The organism is Antiquaquibacter metalliresistens, from assembly GCF_029211225.1.
Lineage (GTDB): Bacteria > Actinomycetota > Actinomycetes > Actinomycetales > Microbacteriaceae > Rhodoglobus > Rhodoglobus metalliresistens.
On sequence record NZ_JARGEM010000001.1, the window covers coordinates 1 to 19,031 of the forward strand.

Genomic DNA, 19,031 nt, shown 5'->3' on the forward strand with positions numbered 1-19,031 from the left:
ATGAAGCTGCTCACCGAACACGAGGAGGTGGCGATCCCGGAACTGACCGCGGCATAATCAACTCAGCTAGATCTCGCACGGTGTCCAGAAACTCCACCACTCAGCGGGACGTCACCCAGATCCCGCGGTTCAGTGGTTGTGGCGCTGATTGGTTCCCAGTACCTCGGTTGAACTACACGCGGCCCCCGGGTCAGCGGGGGCGCTGAGCGTTCAAAGCGACATCACTTCCAGAAAAGGGGAACAAGTCCGCCCCGGTGGGACGAACTTGTTTTCGTTAGCCGTACCGGTGGGATCTGACGCCCCTACTGAGCCGCCTGCCCACCGCGCGGTCACGCGTCGGCGAGACCTCTGAGAGGGCGCGATGGTCCGGACTGCTCAGCGGGGGCCCTGAGGGTTCGAAGCGACACCACTGCCACAAACGAAAACAAGCCCGCCCCGGTGGGACGGACTTGAATTCGATGGCGGTACCGGTGGGATTTGACGCCCCACCGGCACGGCCGCCAAGCCGCTACGCGGCTCGTCGGAACCGGCGCGGCGGGGACCCCTGAGCGTTCAAGGCGACACCAGTGCCACAAATGAATCAAGTCCGCCCCTGAAGGGACGGACTTGATTCATTTGGCGGTACCGGTGGGATTTGAACCCACGGTGGGCTTTCACCCACACAACTTTTCGAGAGTTGCACCTTCGGCCGCTCGGACACGGTACCGGGAGAGAGTTTAGTACACCCCGGCGGCGTGGGGCGCGGCGGTTAGGTTGCCTTCAGGGCCTCGCGGAGGGAGACTCGGGCGCCCATGCGCAGCAGGGAGTTGCTGTAGATCTTGCTGGCGATGAGCACCACGACTGCGGTGGAGGCCACGAGCAGGGCGAGGGAGATGAGGGGCTCCCACCACTGGGCCTCTCCGAAGAACAGGCGCACGGGCATCCCGACCGGGGCACTGAAGGGCACGTACGACAGGATCGTCAAGATCAGCGGGTTGTCGCCGAAGAAGACCACCCCGAAATACGGGATCATCACGAGCATCATCGCCGGCGTCATCACGGCGCCGGTGTCCTCCTGCCGCGAGACCAGGGCGGCCCCGGCGGCGAAGACGCTCGCCACCAGCACGAAGCCGAAGATGAAGAACACCACGAACCAGATCAGCGGTGCCGACAGCAGATCGAGCAGTTCGCTCTGACCGGTGATCGCCAGGCCCAGCGCGGCGGCAGCGGCGATCGCCGCCGCGGTGCCCACCCCGATCACCGAGTTGCCGAGGATCTTGCCGGCCAACAGCGCCCGGGCGGGCACCGCCGCGAGCAGGATCTCAACGACCCGGGACTGCTTCTCTTGCACCGTGTTCTGCATGATCGTCGCGCCCGAACCGAGCACGGCGAGCATGAACACCAGGCCGAAGGCCAGACCGATGAGGAAGCGCAGGCCCGGCGCCGTCTGCGCTGGGTCGAGCAGTTCGAGCTGCGGGCTCACCGAGAGCGCCGCCATGAGCGCGTCCGGAGCCTCGTCGAGCGCGACCACCATGAACCCGACCGGGCTGTCGTCGGGCACGAGCGCCGCCTCGACATCGCCGGAACGGATCATCCCCTCCGCCTCGTCGCGGTCGGCCACCTCGGTGACCTCTACCAGCTCGGAGCCGGCGACCGCCGCGGGCACCGACCCGACGACCGCGATCGGCGTCGCCTCGGTGCGTCCCCCGAGCACGCTCGAGAGGATGATGCCGCCGATCACCAGCGCGAGCGTGATGCCGGTCGAGATGATGAACGCCTTCGAGCGCACCTGCGAGAGGATCTCGCGCTCGGCCACCAGCAGCGTCGCACCCCAAGTGCTCAGACGCTCGGTCTTCGTGTTCGTGCTCATCAGGCTGCCGCCCCCTTCGCGTTGTCGTGCTCCGTGGCGTCCACCACGATGTCCCTGAAGATCTCGCCGAGCGTCGGCCGCACCGGCCGGAAGCTCGACACCGTGCCGCGTTCCACCGCGGCGCGCAGCACCGCGTCGGCCGCGGCGGGCTCCGCCTCGAAGAGCACCGTGGTGCCGGCGAGCTCCGCGACGGTGACGCCCGGGATGCCACGCACCCAGCCCGCATCCCCGCTCGTCTCGATCGACCAACGATTGCCCGAGTACTGCGCCCGCAGCGCCTCCCGCTCGCCGGAGGCGCGCACCTGGCCGCCGGCGATGATCACGACGTCGTCGCAGAGCCGCTCGACGACATCCAGCTGGTGCGACGAGAACAGCACCGGCACCCCGCGGGCCGCGTGCTCGGCGATCACGGTGACCACCTCATCCACCGCCAGCGGGTCGAGGCCCGAGAATGGCTCGTCCATGATGAGCACGTCGGGGTCGTGCACGAGGGCCGCCGCGACCTGCACGCGCTGCTGGTTGCCCAGCGACAGCGCCTCGAGCTTGTCGCGGCGACGCTCGATGAGCCCCAGCCGCTCGAGCAGGTCGTCCGCACGCTGCGTGGCGGTGGCCTTGTCGATGCCGTGCAGTCGCGCCAGATACGCGAGCTGCTCGCCAATCTCCATCTTCGGGTACAGGCCGCGCTCCTCCGGCATGTAGCCGAAGCCGTGCAGCACGCTCTCGCCGATCGGGGCGCCATCGAGGGTGACCTCGCCGGAGTCCGGACGCAGCACCCCCAGGATCATGCGCATCGTCGTCGTCTTGCCCGCGCCGTTGCCGCCGACGAACCCGGTGAGGCGCCCGCGCCCCACATCGAAACTGACATCGTCGACGACGCGACGGGTGCCGAAGCTACGCGTGAGATTGCGCACGCTGAGCATATGACCTCCTGGATTGAATGGATGCCTCAACGCTACGAACCCCGCGAGGCGGCCGCCTCCCCCGCCGGGCTGAACCCGCCCCCTCCGCCTCGCGGCGGAGGGGGTCACTCCACGAGGCCGGAGCGGTACGCGAACGCGACGGCCTGCACTCGGTCGCGCAGCGACAGCTTCATCAGCACGTTCGAGACGTGCGTCTTCACCGTCGCGCGGCCCACGACGAGCCGCTCGGCGATCTCGTCGTTCGACAGGCCCTGCGCCATCAGCCGCAGCACCTCCACCTCGCGCTCGGTGAGCTGCTCGGGCATCACCCCGGTGGGCGTGCTCGGCGTGCGCTCGCGGGCCACGGCCCGCTCGATCACCGCACGGGTGAGCTCGGGCGCGAGCAGCGCCTCCCCGGCCGCGATCGCCCGCACCCCGTCGACGAGGTGCTCGGGCCGCGCATTCTTCAGCAAGAACCCGCTCGCGCCGGCCTCGAGCGCGGCGAGCAGGTAGTCCTCCCGCTCGAACGTCGTGAGCATGAGCACGTGGGCGGTCACCTCGGGGTCGGCGACGAGCCGCCGGGTCGCCTCCAGTCCGCCGATGCCGGGCATCTCGACATCCATGCACACGACGTCGGGCCGGGTGCGGCGCACCACCTCGATGGCCTCCTCGCCGCTGGATGCCTCCCCCACCACCTCGAGGTCGGCCTGCGCCGACAAGATGGTGCTGATGCCCTGCCGCATGAGGGCGTGGTCGTCGACGAGCACGACGCGCACGCGGCTCATACCCGTGCCCCGAGCGGCACGGTGACCCGCACGACCCACCCGGAGTCGGCGCGGGCGCTCGCCTCGAGGGTGCCGCCGAGGGTCGCCGCGCGCTCGCGCATCCCGAGCAGGCCCAGCCCAGCGCCGCGTTGCTTGGGACCTGGGCGACCGCGGCCGTCGTCGGTGATCTCCAGCTCGACCGCCTCGTCGCCGTAGCGCAGGTGCACGCGCGTGCGCGTGCCGGGGCCCGCGTGCTTAAGCACGTTCGTGAGCGACTCCTGGGCGATGCGGTACAGGTTGAGGCCTACGAGGGCGGGCACGGGGAACGGGGCACCCACCTGCTCGAGCGAGGCGCGCAGACCGGCGGCCTCGGCATCCGCGATCAACGTCGGCAACGCGTCGAGCCCCAGGGATGCCGTCGCCGGCTCGATCGCGGACTCCTCGTCGCGCAGCGTGCCGAGCAACTGGTACAGCTCGCTCACCGCCGCCCGGGACGAGGCCTCCAGCGCCTCCAGCTGATCGCGCGCCCGCTCGGGCTCGGTGTCGAGCACCGCCCGCGCGGCCGCGGCCTGCACCCCCATGAGCGACACGTGGTGCGCCACCGCGTCGTGCAACTCGCGGGCGATGCGCAGCCGCTCGATGGTGATCGCCTGCCGAGCCACCTTCGCCTGCTCGCGCTCGAGCTGCACGGTGCGCAACTGCGTCAGCGCGCGCTGGCGCGCCGAGGCCCAGGCGTGGTCGCCGAACCACCAGGCGCCCGCGAAATAGAGCACGTTCACCAGCACCTGCTGCAGCATGTACGCGGCGACCGGGGTCAGCACGCCGATGCCCGGCCCCTCGAACTCGAGCTCTTGCGTGCTCGCGCGGAAGAAGCCGATGAGCAGCCAGATGCCCATGACGACCACGAGCACCCCGCGCGCGACGTTCGCGCGGGTGCGGTCGCGATCCCAGGCGCCGACGCTGTAGATCGCCATGAAGAGCGCGATGTTACTGATCGTCAGCTCGGGCACGCGCAGCTCGCCGAGTAGCACGAACCCCACCGCGGTCACGGCGAGCACCGGCACGGGAGCCACCCGGCGGAACGCGAGCGGCAGCGTGATGAGGGCCAGGATCCCGGCGCTCAGCGCCGGATCGGCGGGGTCGGGCCACAGTCCCATCGCCCGCCCGAGCACGAGGGAGAGGATCGCGGAGGCGAACAGACCGGCGGCGATCGCAGCATCCGCCTTGCGCTGCCCGGCATCCGCCGCGGGTCGCCGCCAGGCGCGGGAATCTGGGTCGGCGCTCACCAGGCCAACCTACACAGCGGGTGCGGATGCCACCTCCGCCCCAAGACGGAGGTGCACCCACCCCGTGACGGCGGCCCCGCCTAGAGTTGCCCCATGGCCCGCCCCACCACCACGTTCCGCTGCACCGAGTGCGGGTGGACGAGCCTGAAGTGGGTGGGCCGTTGCGGCGAGTGCCAGCAGTGGAACACCGTCGTCGACGACACCGCGCCCGCCGCACGCGTGACCGCGATCGTGCCCTCCCGCGGGGCGCTCGCGATCACCGAGATCGGGGCGGAGGCCGCCGCGCACTGGCCGAGCGGCATCGCCGAGTTCGACCGGGTGCTCGGCGGGGGCATCGTGCCGGGGGCGGCGATCCTGCTCAGCGGGGAACCCGGCGTGGGCAAGTCGACACTGCTGCTGGAGGTGGCCAGTCGGGCCGCGGCATCCGGTCAACGCGTGCTCTACGTGAGCGCCGAGGAGTCGGTGAGCCAGGTGCGGCTGCGGGCCGAACGCACGGGTGCGCTGCAGCCGAGCCTGTTCCTCGCGGCCGAGACCGATCTCGCCACGATCCTCGGGCAGATCGACCAGGTGTCGCCGCAACTGGTGATCGTCGACAGCGTGCAGACCGTGGCATCCGGGCTCACGGATGGCCTGGCCGGCGGCCCCTCGCAGGTGCGGGAGGTGGCGTCCACCCTCATCCGCGTCAGCAAAGACCGCAACCTGCCGGTGCTACTCGTGGGCCACGTGACCAAAGACGGCTCGATCGCCGGCCCCCGACTGCTCGAACACCTCGTGGATGTCGTGCTGCAGTTCGAGGGCGACCGCCAGACCGCGCTGCGCTTCGTGCGCGCCCACAAGAACCGCTTCGGCCCCACCGACGAGGTCGGCTGCTTCGAGATGACCGGCGACGGCATCGCGGAGGTCGCCGACCCCTCCGGGCTGTTCCTCTCCCGCTCGCGCACCCCGACCAGCGGCACGTGCGTCACCGTCGCCGTCGAGGGCCGGCGCGCGCTGCCGGTGGAGGTGCAGGCGCTCATCGTCAAGACGCAGGCGCCGCAGCCGCGCCGGGTGGTCAACGGCGTGGACTCCTCGCGCGTGGCGATGCTGCTCGCGGTGCTCGAGCGGCGGGCGGGCCTGAAGCTCTCGGATGTCGACGTCTACGTCTCGACCGTCGGCGGCATCCGCCTCACCGAGCCGGGCGCGGACCTCGCGATCGCGCTGGCCCTCGCGAGCGCCCAGCGGGATGCCGCCCTGCCCGTGACCCTCGCGGCGATCGGGGAGATCAGCCTCGCCGGGGAGATCCGGCACGCGTCATCCGCGAAGCAGCGCATCGCCGAGGCGAAACGGCTCGGGTTCTCGACCGTGCTCGACTCGGATGCCGTGCACCTGCGCGAGGCGATGCGGCTCGCCTTCCAGCACGCCGACCGCGATCGCGTCGACGCCCCCGACTTCTAGTCGGCGCTTCTCGTCGGCGCTTCTCGTCGGCGCTTCTAGTCGGAGAGCACCCAGCTGCCCCAGTCCTCCACGCGCCAGGCGATCCAGCCGTTCTCGCGCTGGAGGCTCACCGAGATGGAGTCCGTGGCACCGTCGACCTTGGTCGCGCGGCAGGTGATCGATTCCCCGACCAGCAACGGCGGGGCGGGGCACTCGACGGTGAGGTCCGCGCCGAACGCCGCGGCATCCGCCGATACCGACTGCTCGATCTCGTCGGAGAAGGTCTGCGGCAGCACCGACAGCAGCAGGCCCGGCAGCACGAGCACGCCCACGAGCACGCCGAGCAGGCTGGAGGCCCAGACGATGAGCGGCGCGAAGCCCTTGCCGGTCTCGCCGTAGCTGCGCAGGGCGCGGGCCACGAGGTAGCCGGGCTGCCCGAGCAGCGCCCACCACGGGCTCGCCGGGTTGCGGTGACCCCAGGTCTGCAGCACGAGCTTGTCGTACGCGGCCATGCCGAGCACCAGCACGTACGGCCCGATCCACACCACGAGCAGCAGCGGCAGGTTGTGACCGAGACCGCCGACGATCAGGGCGATGCTGACGATCACCTGCAGTAGCGGCAACGCCGCCATGAGCCACACCGCGCCCGTGTAGGTGCGCATCTGCTTGATCTCGCGCTCCGGCGCCAGCTCCTCGGCGAGCGCGGAGAGCGTGGATGCCGCGGGCGCAGCGTTCGTGTGGGCGCTCGCGCGCTTCGGGCCCGGCGCACCCTCGTCCACCGCGTCCGCGGGCGGCGGCTCGAGCTCGCGCAGGGTCATGGCCAGCAGCGGCTGCGCGCTCAGCTCGTCGTCGACGGAGTCGGTCTCGGTCTCGAGCGTGTCGGGCAGGGCCGCCTCGAACGGCTCGGCGCTGTGCTGGGCGCGCTCGCGCTCGCGCTGTTCCCGGCGCGAGGGAAGGTCGTCGTCGGCGTACGCGAACTGCGTCGCCGGCTGCTGGATCACGATCGGCGCACGCGCCTCGGAGGTGTGCTCGGTCCATGCCTGGGAGTCCCACCAGCGCAGCTGTGGGAGCCCGAGGGGGTCTGGATACCACCCCGCAGGCACGCCGAACTTGTTGTCCTCCACCAGTTCAGCGTACTGGCCGCAGAAGAGGATAGAAAGTCGGTTCTACCGGCACTATTCCGCGAGCACGCGCAACCAGGAGTTCAGCGCGGCGGTGAACTCCGGGTCGCTGCCGAGCGGGGCGCCGTCGACGGAGCGGATGGGTGCGGCCAGGCGCACGCTGGAGACCAGCCACGCGGCATCCGCCGAGCGCAGCGAATCGGGGGTGCCGAGTTCGAACCCGGTCGACAGGCCGCGTTCGCCCGCGAATCGGAACACGTTCGCGAGCGTCGTGCCGTCGAGGATGCCCAGCCCCGTGCCCGGCGAGAACAGCGTGTCGCCGCGGCGGTACACCAGCGTCGAGGTCGGGCCCTCGAGCAGGTAGCCGTCGCTGGAGACGAAGACCACGTCCTGCGCCCCGCGCCGTGCCGCCTCGCGGGCGACCGCGCGGTTGATCGCGTAGCTCAGCGTCTTGGCGCCGGTGAGCAGCCACGGCGAGGTGGACTCCACGTCGTGGCGGTAGCCGCGGTCGAGCAGCACGACCGTGACGCCCTCGGTGCGCTCGCGCGTGAAGTCCGCGGAGTGGGTGGCATAGACCCAGCCGGTGGGGCGGCCATCGCCCTCCACGCCGCGGGTCATGACCGCTTTCGCCCAGGCCTCCTCGGCCGGGTCGAGTTCGGCCGCGGCGGCCAGGATCGCGGCGCGCCAGGCCGAGGCATCCGGTGCCGGCAGGTCGAGCGCGGCGGCGGATGCGGCGAACCGGCGCAGGTGGTGGTCGAAGGCCTGGGGCTTGCCGAAGCCGATGCTCAGGGTCTCGAAGATGCCATCCCCGCGAGTGGCACCCAGGTCGAGCACGCTCAGCTGCGGTGCGGCGGGGTCGGCGAGGCGCCACGGCGCGGCCGCGGGGTCATGGGCCGGGGCATCCAACGAGGGCTGATTGAGCATGACGAGAACCTGGCTGGACATGGCGCCCATTCTCCCTCAGTCCTGCACGGGGATGCTGGCCGTGGCCATGCCGGTCCAGCGACGCGGAATGAAGAACGCGAGCACGAATCCCGCGGCCGTCACGCCGACCCCCATCACGAACACCCAGGCGAAGGCCTCCCTGCTGGGACTCGCGACCCCGGCGACCGTGACGTGGTTGGCGGCGAGGATGACCCCCACCAGCGTCGCCGACAGGCTCGAGCCCAGCGTGCGCATCACGGCGTTCAGGCCGTTCGCCGCCGCGGTCTCGGTGGCCGGCACCGCGCGCATGATCAGGGTCGGCATGGCGGCGTAACTCAGGCCGATGCCGATGCCGGTGATCGTCGAGATCAGCACGACGTGCCAGATCTCGTCGAGCAGCACGATGCCGAGCGCGAAACCCGCCGCGATCACCGCGATGCCGATGAGCAGACTCGTGCGCGGTCCGCGCGCGGCGGTGAGACGGGCGGCCAGCGGCGAGATCGCGAACATCACCAGGCCGAGGGGCATGAGGCACAGGCTCGCGGTCACCAGGTCGAGGCCGAGGCCGGCCGGGGTGGTGACCGGCGCCTCGAGCACGATCGGCAGCGACCCGGTGACGACGAAGAACGAGAAGCCCACGGCGATCGACGCGAGGTTGGTCAGCAGCACCGGCCTGCGCGCGGCGACCCGCAGGTCGACGAGCGGGTCGGTGACGCGCCGCTCGTAGGTCGCCCACGCGACGAGCACCACGATGCCGCCGACCGCCAGGGCGAGGGTCACCGGACTGAGCCAGCCCCACTCATCCCCCTTGGAGATGGCTAGCAGGATGCCGACGAGCCCCACGGCGAGCCCGAGCGCGCCGATGAAGTCGAATCGGCCACCCGACCGCAACGTGCTCACCGGGATGACGCGCAGCACCACCACGATGATCGCCCCCGAGAGCACCGCCCCCAGCCAGAACAGCAGGTGCCAGTCGAAGTTCTGCGCGATGACCGCGGCGAACGGGAGCCCGACCGCGCCGCCGACCCCGAGGGTCGCGCTCATCAGCGCCACGGCGCCGCCGAGTCGCTTCGGGTGCAGCACGTCGCGCATGATGCTGATGCCGAGCGCGATGGCACCGAGGCCGGCGCCCTGCAGGGCACGCGCGACGATCATCGGGATGAGGTCGTTCGAGAACGCGGCGATCACGTTGCCGATCGCCACCAGCACCAGGATCGCGACGAGCACGCGCCGCTTGCCGTACATGTCGCCGAGGCGCCCGCTGATCGGGGTGAAGATGGTCGCGGCGAGCAGGGTCGCGGTGAGCGCCCAGGAGGCATCGGCGGGGGTGGTGTGCAGGTACTCGGGCAGGTGCGGGATGATCGGCGTGATCACGGTCTGCATGAACGACACCACGAGGCCGGCCGCGGCGAGGGCGGCGATGCGCGCCCTGTCACTCGAGATGCGCGTCAGCGCCTTGCGCTGACGGGAGGTGAGGGGCTCCGAATCGGAGTCGCCCTCGTCTGTCACACTTTCACCATACTCCGCGAGCACGGATGCGCCGACCGGGGCGGACTGCGAGAGCGCTCAGGCCTCGAGGGTCAGCGCGTCGAGCACGTCCTGCGGGGTCGCCTGCATCGCGTGCGGCCCGGCCACGTCGAACCACACCGCCTCGAGCACGCCGAGGTTCTGCTCGAGGAACTCGCGCAGACCCTCGGGACCATAGGTGAGCACCCGGTGGTCGCTCTCCTGCGGAACCATGCGTACGTAGTTCTCCGCCGACGAGAAGAGCAGCAGCATGTACTTGTCGGCGTCCCCCCGGCGGAACACCCGCACCTGCGGGGGTCCCTCCACCGGCAGCATGGGCACGACCACCCGGTCGTTGCGCAGCGCAAACGCGACCGCCGCGGTGTCTTGCGCCTCGAGCGCGCTCGCGAGCGCCTCGGAGCGGAACTCCGCGTCATCCGCCTGGATCTTCTTGGCCATCAGTAGAGCAGGAACTGCCGGGTCTCGGCCGACGTGAGTTCGCCCACCTTCACGCCCAGGTGGTAGCTGGCCCCTTCGGCGGTGACGGGTGCCCGCTCGCTGTTGCAGGTGTCGGTGGACGACCGAGTGCGATCCCAGGTCAGTGACGGACCCTGTTTGGGAACACCCGGCATCAGGGTGACGACCGCGGCGACCTCGTCGGTCTGGCAGTCGCGGGACGACCAGATGAGCTCGTCACCGCTGGTGATCGTGAACTCCTGCACGTCCGAGCCTGCCGCGACCGTGCACGGCACGGTCATCGTGCTCTTGAGGGTGAACGACAGCACCGGATTGACGCCGGCGTCATAGCTGTTGGAATCGGTGACCGGCGTGAGCGTGACCTTCGCGGGGTCGCACGCCTCGGCATCCGCGGCGTCGGTGGGATTGCCGGTGGAGGTCGACTGCCCACTCGGCGATGACGAGGGAGTCGGATTCGGCCCCGGCTGCGCTCCGCCTCGGGGCTGCACGACGATGAGCACGATGATCGCGATGACCGCGACCAGCCCGATGAGCACCAGCAGGCGGCGGCGCCAATACACCCGGCTCGGCTGCGGGCCGACGGGATTGCGGAACGTCGACATGCGAACAGGGTAAGCGCGGGTGCGTCAGGCCGCGGCAGGGCACGCCAGAACGCGGCGAACCGGCAGCCTCAGAGTGCGGCGACCGCGGCATCCACGAAGGCGAGCAGCTCGGCCCTCGACGAGCCGGCCGTCACGACCCGCAGTACCACCTCGTCGACTGCGGCCGAGAACTCGGCCAGCCGCGGCGCGAGTGAGGCGATACCGTCGATCGTGGTGTCCATCGGGGCGATGCCGAGCAACGCGAGATTCGCGGCGTACGAGGGGATGCGGCCGTAGCGATCCGCCTCGGCCTCGAGCGCCGGGCGCGCGGCGTCGTCGAGCGCGGTGCGCACGTAGAGCACGCTGCGTCGCGGCGCGCCGCCGGAATCCGCCCGCAACTGCGCGGTCGCCGCTGCCGCGGATGCCGGGTCGAGCCAGTTGAGCAGGATGCCGTCGGCGCGTTCGGCGCCCAGCCGTCGCATCCGCGGTCCGAGCGCACCGACGAAGACGGGCGCGGTGAGGTCGGCGTGCAGGCGGTCGACGGCGTCGCCGACCCGGCGCAGCGCGTCGTGCGGGCCGCCCGAGCCGACGCCGACCGAGAGGCGATGCTGCGGAAGGCCGAGCGCGAGAACGGAGGCCGCGACCTGCGCGGCGTCGCGGCGATCGAGCGGGATGACGCCGCTGCCGAGCCCGAGCATGGTCGTCACCTCGGCGGCCACCGCCAACCCACCGAGCGAGTCCGCGCCGCCGCTCTCGTTCAGCCAGAGCGCGGCGAAGCCGGCCGCCTCGATGCGCGGGGCCAGCTCGCGCAGCACGGCGTGATCGGTGGAGCCGACGAGACCGATCGAGACGCTCATAGGCGCTTCAGCATCCGGGTGTTGCCGAGGGTGTTGGGCTTGACCCTGGCCAGGTCGAGGAACTCGGCGACGCCCTCGTCGGGCGACAATGCGAGTTGTGCGAAGACATCGGGCGAGACGAGCTCCTCGCCGATCGGCTCGAAGCCGTGACGGCCGAAGAAGCCGGTCTCGAAGGTGAGGCAGAACAGCTTCGTCACGCCGAGCTCCCGCGCGTCGTCCTCGATGCGCTCGAGCAGGGCGTGACCGACTCCCTTGCGCAGCCATGACTCCTCGACGGCGAGGGTGCGCACCTCGGCGAGGTCGTCCCAGATCACGTGCAGCGCGCCGCACCCGATCAGGCGACCGCCGTCGTCCTCCGCGACGCGGAACTCCTGCAGTGCCTCGTAGAAGACCACCCGGTCTTTGCCCAACAGGATGCGACGCTGCACGAGCGGTTCGATGAGGGCTTGGATGGCGGGCACATCGCTGGTTCGCGCGGGCCGGACGGTGAAACTCACCTGCCCACGCTAGCCGAGGTCGGGCAGTTCCAGGTTCGAGAGCGCCTCGCCGATGCCGCCGAAGACGGCGCCGACGCCCTCGAGGGCGTCCGTGGCATCCACGAGCGTCGCGATCTCGGCGACCGCGCCGACCAGCTCCAGTCCCTGCCCGGCCACCTCGACGATCAGGAGCAGATCGCCCAGCTGCTCGGTGAACTCCGCGGGCAGGTTGCGGTACTCGAGGTCGAGTTCGCGCATCCACTGCTTCTCGAGCCCGAACAGCACCGCGTAGGGCAGCAGCTTCTCGTTGAGCTGCAGCACCTCGAGCTCGTTGCGCAGCGCGCCGTCCGGGGATTGCAGCACCCGGAACCGCTCCTGCTCCGCGAGGCGCACGTAGTCGTGGATGCCCCACAGATGATCGACGATCGGCGCCGCGAGCGCGGTCGGCTCCACCGGCTGCTTGCGCCACGGGGTCAGCAGCTTGCGCCAGAACGGCACCTGCCCCGCGAGCCCGGATGCCACGAGCCGTGCGACCGCGTCGCGCTGCACCGTGCGCAGCCGCTGCCCGAGCTCGCGGTTGCGCCCCCGCGCCAGGCGCACGCTCGCGGCATCGTTCGCGAACAGGTGCTGCAGGAACTCCTGCTCATCGGCGCCTGCGCCCTCCCCCTGCAGCGTGAGCGTGAAGCCCTTCTTCCGACGGCTGATCGCGATCACCTTGCGCACGGCGAGATCGATCACCTGGGCGGCGGCGGCGCGCTTGCCGTCGCCCAGAAGCTCGGCGGCGGCGATGAGGCTGAGGTTCTTCGGGGCCGTGTACTGCGGCACGATGATGCGGTCGGGGCGGGGGAGCATGGGCACAAAAATACCGGTGATCGAGCCGTGTCGAGATCAGATCTCGACCGGCCCGATCACCGGTACAGGGCGATCGGCGGATTACGCCTCGACGGCCTCCGGCTCCTTCTCGGGCAGGCCGGGCTGCCGCGAGGTGGTGAAGACGAACTCGCCGTCCGCGTAGTCGACGTGCACGTGGTCGCCCGCGTTGAGCTCGCCGTGCAGGATCTTCTCGCTCAGCGCGTCCTCCACCTCGTGCTGCACCGCGCGGCGCAGCGGCCGGGCGCCGAGCGCCGGGTCCCATCCCACCTTGATGAGCTGGGCCTTGGCCGGCACCGTGAGCTCCACGGTCAGGTCGCGGTCCATCATCCGGTCGCTCAGGCGCTTGATGAACAGGTCCACGATCTGGAGCAGTTCGTCCTGCGTGAGCTGCGGGAAGACGATGGTCTCGTCAACACGGTTGAGGAACTCGGGCTTGAAGTGCTTCTTCAGCTCCTCGACGACCTTGCCGCGCATGCGGTCGTAGCTCGTGGCGGTGTCGCCCTCGATCTGGAAGCCGACCGGGCCACCCGTGATGTCCTTCGTGCCCAGGTTGGTGGTCATGATGATCACGGTGTTCTTGAAGTCGACCACGCGACCCTGGCCATCCGTCAGGCGTCCCTCCTCCAGAATCTGCAGGAGCGAGTTGAAGATGTCCGGGTGCGCCTTCTCGATCTCATCGAACAGCACCACGCTGAACGGCTTGCGCCGCACCTTCTCGGTGAGCTGGCCGCCCTCCTCGAAGCCGACGAACCCGGGAGGGGCACCGAACAGCCGCGAGACGGTGTGCTTCTCGCCGTACTCGCTCATGTCGAGCGCGATCAGTGCGTTCTCGTCGTCGAAGAGGAACTCGGCGAGCGCCTTGGCGAGCTCGGTCTTACCGACACCCGTGGGGCCGGCGAAGATGAACGAGCCCGAGGGCCGCTTCGGGTCCTTCAGTCCCGCACGCGTGCGGCGGATGGTCTTGGCGAGCACACTGATCGCCTCCTCCTGACCGATGACGCGCTCGTGCAGGGCCTTCTCCATGAAGATGAGCCGGCTCGACTCCTCCTCGGTGAGCTTGAAGACCGGGATGCCCGTGGCTGCAGCCAGCACCTCGGCGATGAGTCCCTCATCCACCGTGCCGCTGGCGCCGACGTCACCCGACTTCCACTGCTTCTCGAGGCGCAGCCGCTCGCCGAGCAGCTTCTTCTCCTCGTCGCGCAGGGACGCGGCCTTCTCGAAGTCCTGGTCCTCGATCGCGCCCTCCTTCTGGGCGCGCACGGCGGCGATCTTGTCGTCGAACTCGCGCAGCTCCGGCGGGGCCGAGAGGATCGACAGCCGCAGGCGTGCGCCCGCCTCGTCGATCAGGTCGATCGCCTTGTCGGGCAGGAAGCGGTCGGCCACGTAGCGGTCGGCGAGGTTCGCGGCGGCGACGATCGCGCCGTCGGTGATCGAGACCTTGTGGAAGGACTCGTACTTGTCGCGCAGCCCCTTGAGGATGTTGATGGTGTGCGGCAACGAGGGCTCGTGCACCTGCACGGGCTGGAAGCGGCGCTCGAGCGCGGCATCCTTCTCGAAGTGCTTGCGGTACTCGTCGAGCGTGGTCGCACCGATGGTCTGCAGCTCGCCACGGGCCAGGAGCGGCTTGAGGATGCTCGCCGCATCGATCGCGCCCTCGGCGGCACCCGCACCGACGAGGGTGTGGATCTCGTCGATGAAGGTGATGATGTCGCCGCGCGTGCGGATCTCCTTGGTCACCTTCTTGAGGCGCTCCTCGAAGTCGCCGCGGTAGCGGCTGCCGGCGATGAGGCTGCCGAGGTCGAGCGAGTAGAGCTGCTTGTCCTTGAGCGTCTCGGGCACGTCGCCGCGCGCGATCGCCTGGGCGAGCCCCTCGACGACGGCGGTCTTGCCGACGCCGGGCTCGCCGATCAGCACGGGGTTGTTCTTGGAGCGGCGGGAGAGGATCTGCATGACCCGCTCCATCTCCTTCTCGCGCCCGATCACCGGGTCGAGCTTGCCCTCGCGCGCGGCCTGCGTGAAGTTGCGGCCGAACTGGTCGAGGATCTGGCTGCCCTTGTCGGGGGCCTGGTCGTTGCCGCCGACGGCGACCGCTTCCTTGCCCTGGTATCCGGAGAGCAGCTGGATGACCTGCTGGCGCACGCGGTTGAGGTCGGCGCCGAGCTTGACGAGCACCTGCGCTGCCACGCCCTCGCCCTCGCGGATGAGACCGAGCAGGATGTGCTCCGTGCCGATGTAGTTGTGGCCGAGCTGCAGCGCCTCGCGCAGGGACAGCTCGAGCACCTTCTTGGCGCGTGGCGTGAACGGGATGTGGCCCGTCGGCTGCTGCTGGCCCTGGCCGATGATGTCCTGCACCTGCTCGCGCACGGCGTCGAGCGAGATGCCAAGGGACTCCAGTGCCTTGGCTGCGACGCCCTCACCCTCGTGGATGAGGCCGAGCAGGATGTGCTCGGTGCCGATGTAGTTGTGGTTGAGCATCTTGGCCTCTTCTTGGGCCAGGACGACGACACGACGGGCGCGGTCGGTAAATCTTTCGAACATCAGTCACTCTCCCCGACGCCGGGCAGGAGGCGCCGATATAGAGAGACTAGCCACCAGGGACGGCCGCGTGGCCGGTGTTCGCCGTGGGCGTGAGGGCGAGCGCACGCGCCGCTAGGCTCGCCTTCATGAGCGATGACGATGACGACCGCCCGGTCGGCTTCCTGGGACGACTGCGCAACATGAAGGCGATCGCCTGGATCGTCATCATCGGGCTCGTGCTGCTCACGGTCGGGGCGTCGACGATCCTGTTCATCCTGCAACTCGGCCGCTGAGGCTCAGCGCAGGCCGTCGACCTTCGCCTGCAGCACGGCGCGCTCCCGCTCGTTCGCCGCGAGCTCGACCGCGCAGAGCAGCTCCGAACGGGCCTCCTCGGTGCGGCCGAGTCGGGCGAGCAGTTCGCCGCGCACGCTCGGCAGCAGGTGCGACCCGCGCAGCGCCCCATCCTCGGCGAGGCGATCCACGATGCGCAACGCGTTGGCCGGTCCCGTGGCCATCGACACGGCGACGGCGCGGTTGAGCTCGACGACGGGGCTCGGCGCGAGCCGGCCGAGCGCCTCGTAGAGCAGGACGATGCGTTCCCAGTCGGTCTCCTCGACGCTCGGCGCGATCGCGTGGCACTCGGCGATGGCCGCCTGCAGCCCGTAGCTGCCACGGCCGCGGCCCGCGGCATCCGCGCGCTCGAGCGCCTGACGTCCCCGGCGGATCTGCGCGCGGTCCCAGCGGGCGCGGTCCTGGTCGGCGAGCAGCACGGCGTCGCCGTCGGGCCCCACCCGTGCGGCGAACCGCGAGGCCTGCAGCTCCATGAGCGCCACGAGCCCGTGCACCTCCGGCTCACGCGGCAGCAGTCCGGCGAGCACCCGCCCGAGTCGCAGGGCCTCGTTCGCGAGGTCGGCGCGAATCCAGCGATCCCCGGATGTCGCGGCATACCCCTCGGTGAACACGAGGTACACCACCCCCAGCACACCGCCCAGCCGTTCCCCCCACTCGGCGGGATCCGGCGTCTCGAACGGCACGCGCGCCGCCGCGAGCGTCTTCTTGGCCCGCACGATGCGCTGCTGCACGGTGGCGACCGGCACCAGGAGCATCCGGGCGATCTCCTCGGTGGTGAGGCCGCCGACGACGCGCAGGGTCAGGGCCACCTGCGACTCGCGGGAGAGCGCCGGGTGGCACGCGGTGAACACCAGCCGCAGCACGTCGTCGTCGATCGGCTGCCAGTCGTCGTCCTCCCGATCCGCGAGCGCGTGCGCGATGGCGCGGTGCCGCTCGTCCAGGCGTTCGCGGCGACGCCATCCGTCGATCGCCCGGCGCTTGGCGACGGCCGTGAGCCAGGCGCCCGCGTTGCGCGGGACGCCCGACTCCGGCCACTGTTCGAGCGCGGCGAGCACGGCCTCCTGGGCGAGGTCCTCGGCCAGGCCGACGTCGCCGGTCATCTTCGCGAGGCTCGCGACGATGCGGACGCTCTCGATGCGCCAGATCGCATCGACGGTGCGCGCGATCTGCGTCATCGCTTGTTCTCGAGCTCCTCGCGCCAGCCGGCCTCCTTCTGCACGTACTCGTTGTCAGCGAAGTCCGCGAAGTCGCTCTCGCTCGTGACGCGGCGCACCTCGAGCTTCGCGCCCGGGCCGAGCGGGGCGCGGCTCGCCCACTCCGCCGCCTCCTCCTTCGACGAGACCTCGAGAATCCAGAAGCCGTTGAACAGCTCGTGAGTCTCGCCGTAGGGCCCGTCGGTGATGATCGGCTTCTCCGCGGCGAAGTCCACCACGAAGCCCTCCTTCGCGTCCGCGAGCCCCTCGCCCGCGATCAGCACGCCCGCCTTGATCATCGATTCGTTGTAGGCCCCCATCGCGTTGATGATCTCCTCGAAATCGAGGTCCTTCGAGGCCTCGAGCGCGGCATCGGTCACCCGCATGATCAGCATGTACTTCATCGTCGTCTCCTTCTGGTCTGGCCGCCGGATGCGTCCTCCCACTATTGCGTCGAATGGGGCGCACGCCAATCGACATCGCGCCGACACTTCGTGTGCCGCGGGTAGCATTCCGGCATGAGCAACCAGGAGCTCGACCCGCCCGAGGTGGTTGCGGTCGACATGGCCGGGCACGGCGTCGAGATCCTCGAGCCGCGTGAGGTGCCGTTGGGCGGACCGCGCGCGATGACGGTGCGCCGCACGCTGCCGCAGCGGGCCCGGTCCCTGATCGGAGCGTGGTGCTTCGTCGACCACTACGGACCCGACGATGTCACCCAGCGTCCGAACATGGACGTTCCGCCGCATCCGCACACGGGACTGCAGACGGTGAGCTGGCTGTTCCAGGGCGAGATCGAGCACCGCGACAGCCTCGGATCGCACGCGCCGGTGCGCCCCGGCGAGCTCAACCTCATGACGGCGGGTGCCGGCATCGCGCACTCCGAGGTCGGCTACCCGACGAACACGATCGTGCACGGCGCCCAACTCTGGGTGGCATTGCCGGATGACGCCCGCGGCGGCCCCCGAGGCTTCGAGCACGTCGTGCCGGAGCCCGTGCGGCTCGGGGCCGCGACCGTGCGGGTGTTCATCGGCGAACTGGCGGGCGCGGCATCCCCGGCTCGGGTGTTCTCACCTCTGGTCGGAGCGCAGGTGGACGTGCCCGCGGGCGAGACCGTGCGCATCCCGATCGAGGCAGGCTTCGAACACGGCGTGCTCGTCGACGCCGGCGAGATCACCGTCGACGGTGAGAGCGTGCCGCTCGCGCATCTGGCCTATGTGGCGCCCGGGGCGAGCGAACTCACGATCGCCGCGATCACGGATGCCCGCCTGCTGCTCATCGGCGGCGCGCCGTTCGGCGAGCAGATCGTGATGTGGTGGAACTTCATCGGGCGCAGCCACGAGGAGATCGTGGGATTCCGCCAGCAGTGGCAGACCGAGGTGATCGAGGGCCGCTACCCGGACGGTCGCTTCGGATCGGTCGCCGGTTACGCGGGCAGGCCGCTGCCGGCGCCGGAGCTGCCGACGGTGCGGCTCAAGCCTCGGGGGTAGGCGACTGGGCAGATCGAGCCTGTCGAGATCCGGTCCCGACGGTCTGCGCCGCCGACAGTCCGGCCTTGGCGCGCTCCTCGGCCTCCACCTTCGCGTAGGCCTTGCGCTCGGTGCGGTCGGAGCGGATGATCGCCCGGATAACGAACCAGAAGATCAGCCCGAGCGCGATCGTGGGCACGAGCGAGTAGATCGCGTTGAACCAGAACTCCTCGGGCATGTCTCAAGCGTACGTGTTCAGCAGCCACACGACCGCGACGACGACGATGGTGCCGACCAGTGCGAGGGTCATCACCAGCCGGGAGGTGCGACGGTCCATCAGCCGCCCTTGACGAGGATGCCCACGATGCCGGTGATGAGCAGGTAGGCGCCGATGCCGCCGACGATCACCCAGATCGCGATGCGCCCGAACGACGGGCCCTTCTTCTCGTCCTCGCCGGGCAGCTTCAGGTCGCTCATG

At 70.3% G+C, this 19,031-nt stretch carries 20 protein-coding genes and 1 tRNA gene; 3 read left to right on the forward strand and 18 right to left on the reverse strand.

What is annotated here, in order from left to right:
- Window positions 1-616 precede the first annotated feature (616 nt).
- The 5 genes from PYV02_RS00005 to PYV02_RS00025 form a co-directional block, all read right to left on the reverse strand.
- Window positions 617-706, reverse strand: a tRNA-Ser gene (locus PYV02_RS00005).
- A 42-nt stretch (window positions 707-748) separates the two neighbouring features.
- Window positions 749-1,849 carry an ABC transporter permease gene (locus tag PYV02_RS00010; RefSeq protein ID WP_275754894.1) on the reverse strand — a complete coding sequence of 367 codons (1,101 nt, stop codon included), beginning with the start codon at window positions 1,847-1,849 and terminating at the stop codon, window positions 749-751.
- On the reverse strand, window positions 1,849-2,769 hold the full coding sequence (locus PYV02_RS00015; RefSeq protein ID WP_275754896.1) for an ABC transporter ATP-binding protein: 921 nt from the start codon (window positions 2,767-2,769) through the stop codon (window positions 1,849-1,851). Before PYV02_RS00015 ends, PYV02_RS00010 begins: the two co-directional genes overlap by 1 nt.
- 104 nt (window positions 2,770-2,873) lie before the next feature.
- A complete protein-coding gene (locus PYV02_RS00020; protein WP_275754898.1) occupies window positions 2,874-3,533 on the reverse strand; it encodes a response regulator in 660 nt (219 codons plus the stop codon).
- On the reverse strand, window positions 3,530-4,798 hold the full coding sequence (locus PYV02_RS00025) for a sensor histidine kinase (RefSeq protein WP_275754900.1): 1,269 nt from the start codon (window positions 4,796-4,798) through the stop codon (window positions 3,530-3,532). Before PYV02_RS00025 ends, PYV02_RS00020 begins: the two co-directional genes overlap by 4 nt.
- Before the next feature lie 93 nt (window positions 4,799-4,891).
- Between PYV02_RS00025 and radA the strand changes: the two genes are divergently transcribed.
- Window positions 4,892-6,232, forward strand: a complete 1,341-nt coding sequence (gene radA, locus PYV02_RS00030; RefSeq protein ID WP_275754902.1) for a DNA repair protein RadA — start codon at window positions 4,892-4,894, stop codon at window positions 6,230-6,232.
- 35 nt (window positions 6,233-6,267) lie between these two features.
- Here radA and PYV02_RS00035 read toward each other — a convergent pair whose 3' ends face one another.
- The 9 genes from PYV02_RS00035 to PYV02_RS00075 all read right to left on the reverse strand — a co-directional run bounded on the left by PYV02_RS00035 (window position 6,268) and on the right by PYV02_RS00075 (window position 15,564).
- Window positions 6,268-7,335, reverse strand: coding sequence for a DUF2510 domain-containing protein (locus PYV02_RS00035; protein WP_275754903.1), 1,068 nt, complete (start codon window positions 7,333-7,335; stop codon window positions 6,268-6,270).
- Between the two features lie 51 nt (window positions 7,336-7,386).
- Entirely contained in the window at window positions 7,387-8,277 is an 891-nt protein-coding gene (locus PYV02_RS00040; RefSeq protein ID WP_275754905.1) for an aminotransferase class IV, read from the reverse strand.
- Window positions 8,278-8,292: 15 nt separating this feature from the next.
- Window positions 8,293-9,765: an MFS transporter gene (locus PYV02_RS00045; protein WP_275754907.1), complete on the reverse strand. Its 1,473-nt coding sequence runs from the start codon at window positions 9,763-9,765 to the stop codon at window positions 8,293-8,295.
- Window positions 9,766-9,822: 57 nt separating this feature from the next.
- Entirely contained in the window at window positions 9,823-10,221 is a 399-nt protein-coding gene (locus PYV02_RS00050; RefSeq protein WP_275754910.1) for an SseB family protein, read from the reverse strand.
- Window positions 10,221-10,841, reverse strand: a complete 621-nt coding sequence (locus tag PYV02_RS00055; RefSeq protein WP_275754912.1) for a hypothetical protein — start codon at window positions 10,839-10,841, stop codon at window positions 10,221-10,223. The genes PYV02_RS00050 and PYV02_RS00055 overlap by 1 nt, the downstream gene beginning before the upstream one ends.
- Before the next feature lie 68 nt (window positions 10,842-10,909).
- Window positions 10,910-11,677, reverse strand: coding sequence for an LLM class flavin-dependent oxidoreductase (locus PYV02_RS00060; RefSeq protein WP_275754914.1), 768 nt, complete (start codon window positions 11,675-11,677; stop codon window positions 10,910-10,912).
- Window positions 11,674-12,174, reverse strand: a complete 501-nt coding sequence (locus tag PYV02_RS00065; protein WP_275754916.1) for an amino-acid N-acetyltransferase — start codon at window positions 12,172-12,174, stop codon at window positions 11,674-11,676. The genes PYV02_RS00060 and PYV02_RS00065 overlap by 4 nt, the downstream gene beginning before the upstream one ends.
- Window positions 12,175-12,183: 9 nt before the next feature.
- Window positions 12,184-13,005, reverse strand: coding sequence for a DUF2207 domain-containing protein (locus tag PYV02_RS00070; protein ID WP_275754918.1), 822 nt, complete (start codon window positions 13,003-13,005; stop codon window positions 12,184-12,186).
- 81 nt (window positions 13,006-13,086) lie between these two features.
- Window positions 13,087-15,564, reverse strand: coding sequence for an ATP-dependent Clp protease ATP-binding subunit (locus PYV02_RS00075; protein ID WP_275754920.1), 2,478 nt, complete (start codon window positions 15,562-15,564; stop codon window positions 13,087-13,089).
- 125 nt (window positions 15,565-15,689) lie between these two features.
- On the opposite strand from PYV02_RS00075, the gene PYV02_RS00080 reads away from it, so the two are divergent.
- On the forward strand, window positions 15,690-15,836 hold the full coding sequence (locus PYV02_RS00080) for a hypothetical protein (protein WP_275754922.1): 147 nt from the start codon (window positions 15,690-15,692) through the stop codon (window positions 15,834-15,836).
- A gap of 3 nt (window positions 15,837-15,839) precedes the next feature.
- Here the strand turns inward: PYV02_RS00080 and PYV02_RS00085 are convergent, their stop codons facing one another.
- Both PYV02_RS00085 and PYV02_RS00090 read right to left on the reverse strand, forming a co-directional pair.
- Window positions 15,840-17,069, reverse strand: a complete 1,230-nt coding sequence (locus tag PYV02_RS00085; protein ID WP_275754924.1) for an RNA polymerase sigma factor — start codon at window positions 17,067-17,069, stop codon at window positions 15,840-15,842.
- Window positions 17,066-17,491, reverse strand: a complete 426-nt coding sequence (locus PYV02_RS00090; RefSeq protein WP_275754926.1) for a YciI family protein — start codon at window positions 17,489-17,491, stop codon at window positions 17,066-17,068. Before PYV02_RS00090 ends, PYV02_RS00085 begins: the two co-directional genes overlap by 4 nt.
- A 114-nt stretch (window positions 17,492-17,605) precedes the next feature.
- Here PYV02_RS00090 and PYV02_RS00095 point away from each other — a divergent pair, with 114 nt between their 5' ends.
- Complete coding sequence (locus PYV02_RS00095; protein WP_275754927.1) at window positions 17,606-18,574, forward strand: pirin family protein; 969 nt, start codon at window positions 17,606-17,608, stop codon at window positions 18,572-18,574.
- Here the strand turns inward: PYV02_RS00095 and PYV02_RS00100 are convergent.
- Complete coding sequence (locus PYV02_RS00100) at window positions 18,558-18,791, reverse strand: hypothetical protein (protein ID WP_275754929.1); 234 nt, start codon at window positions 18,789-18,791, stop codon at window positions 18,558-18,560. The two genes, PYV02_RS00095 and PYV02_RS00100, sit on opposite strands and share 17 nt — an antisense overlap.
- 98 nt (window positions 18,792-18,889) lie before the next feature.
- Window positions 18,890-19,030, reverse strand: coding sequence for a hypothetical protein (locus PYV02_RS00105; RefSeq protein ID WP_275754931.1), 141 nt, complete (start codon window positions 19,028-19,030; stop codon window positions 18,890-18,892).
- Window position 19,031: the final 1 nt, after the last annotated feature.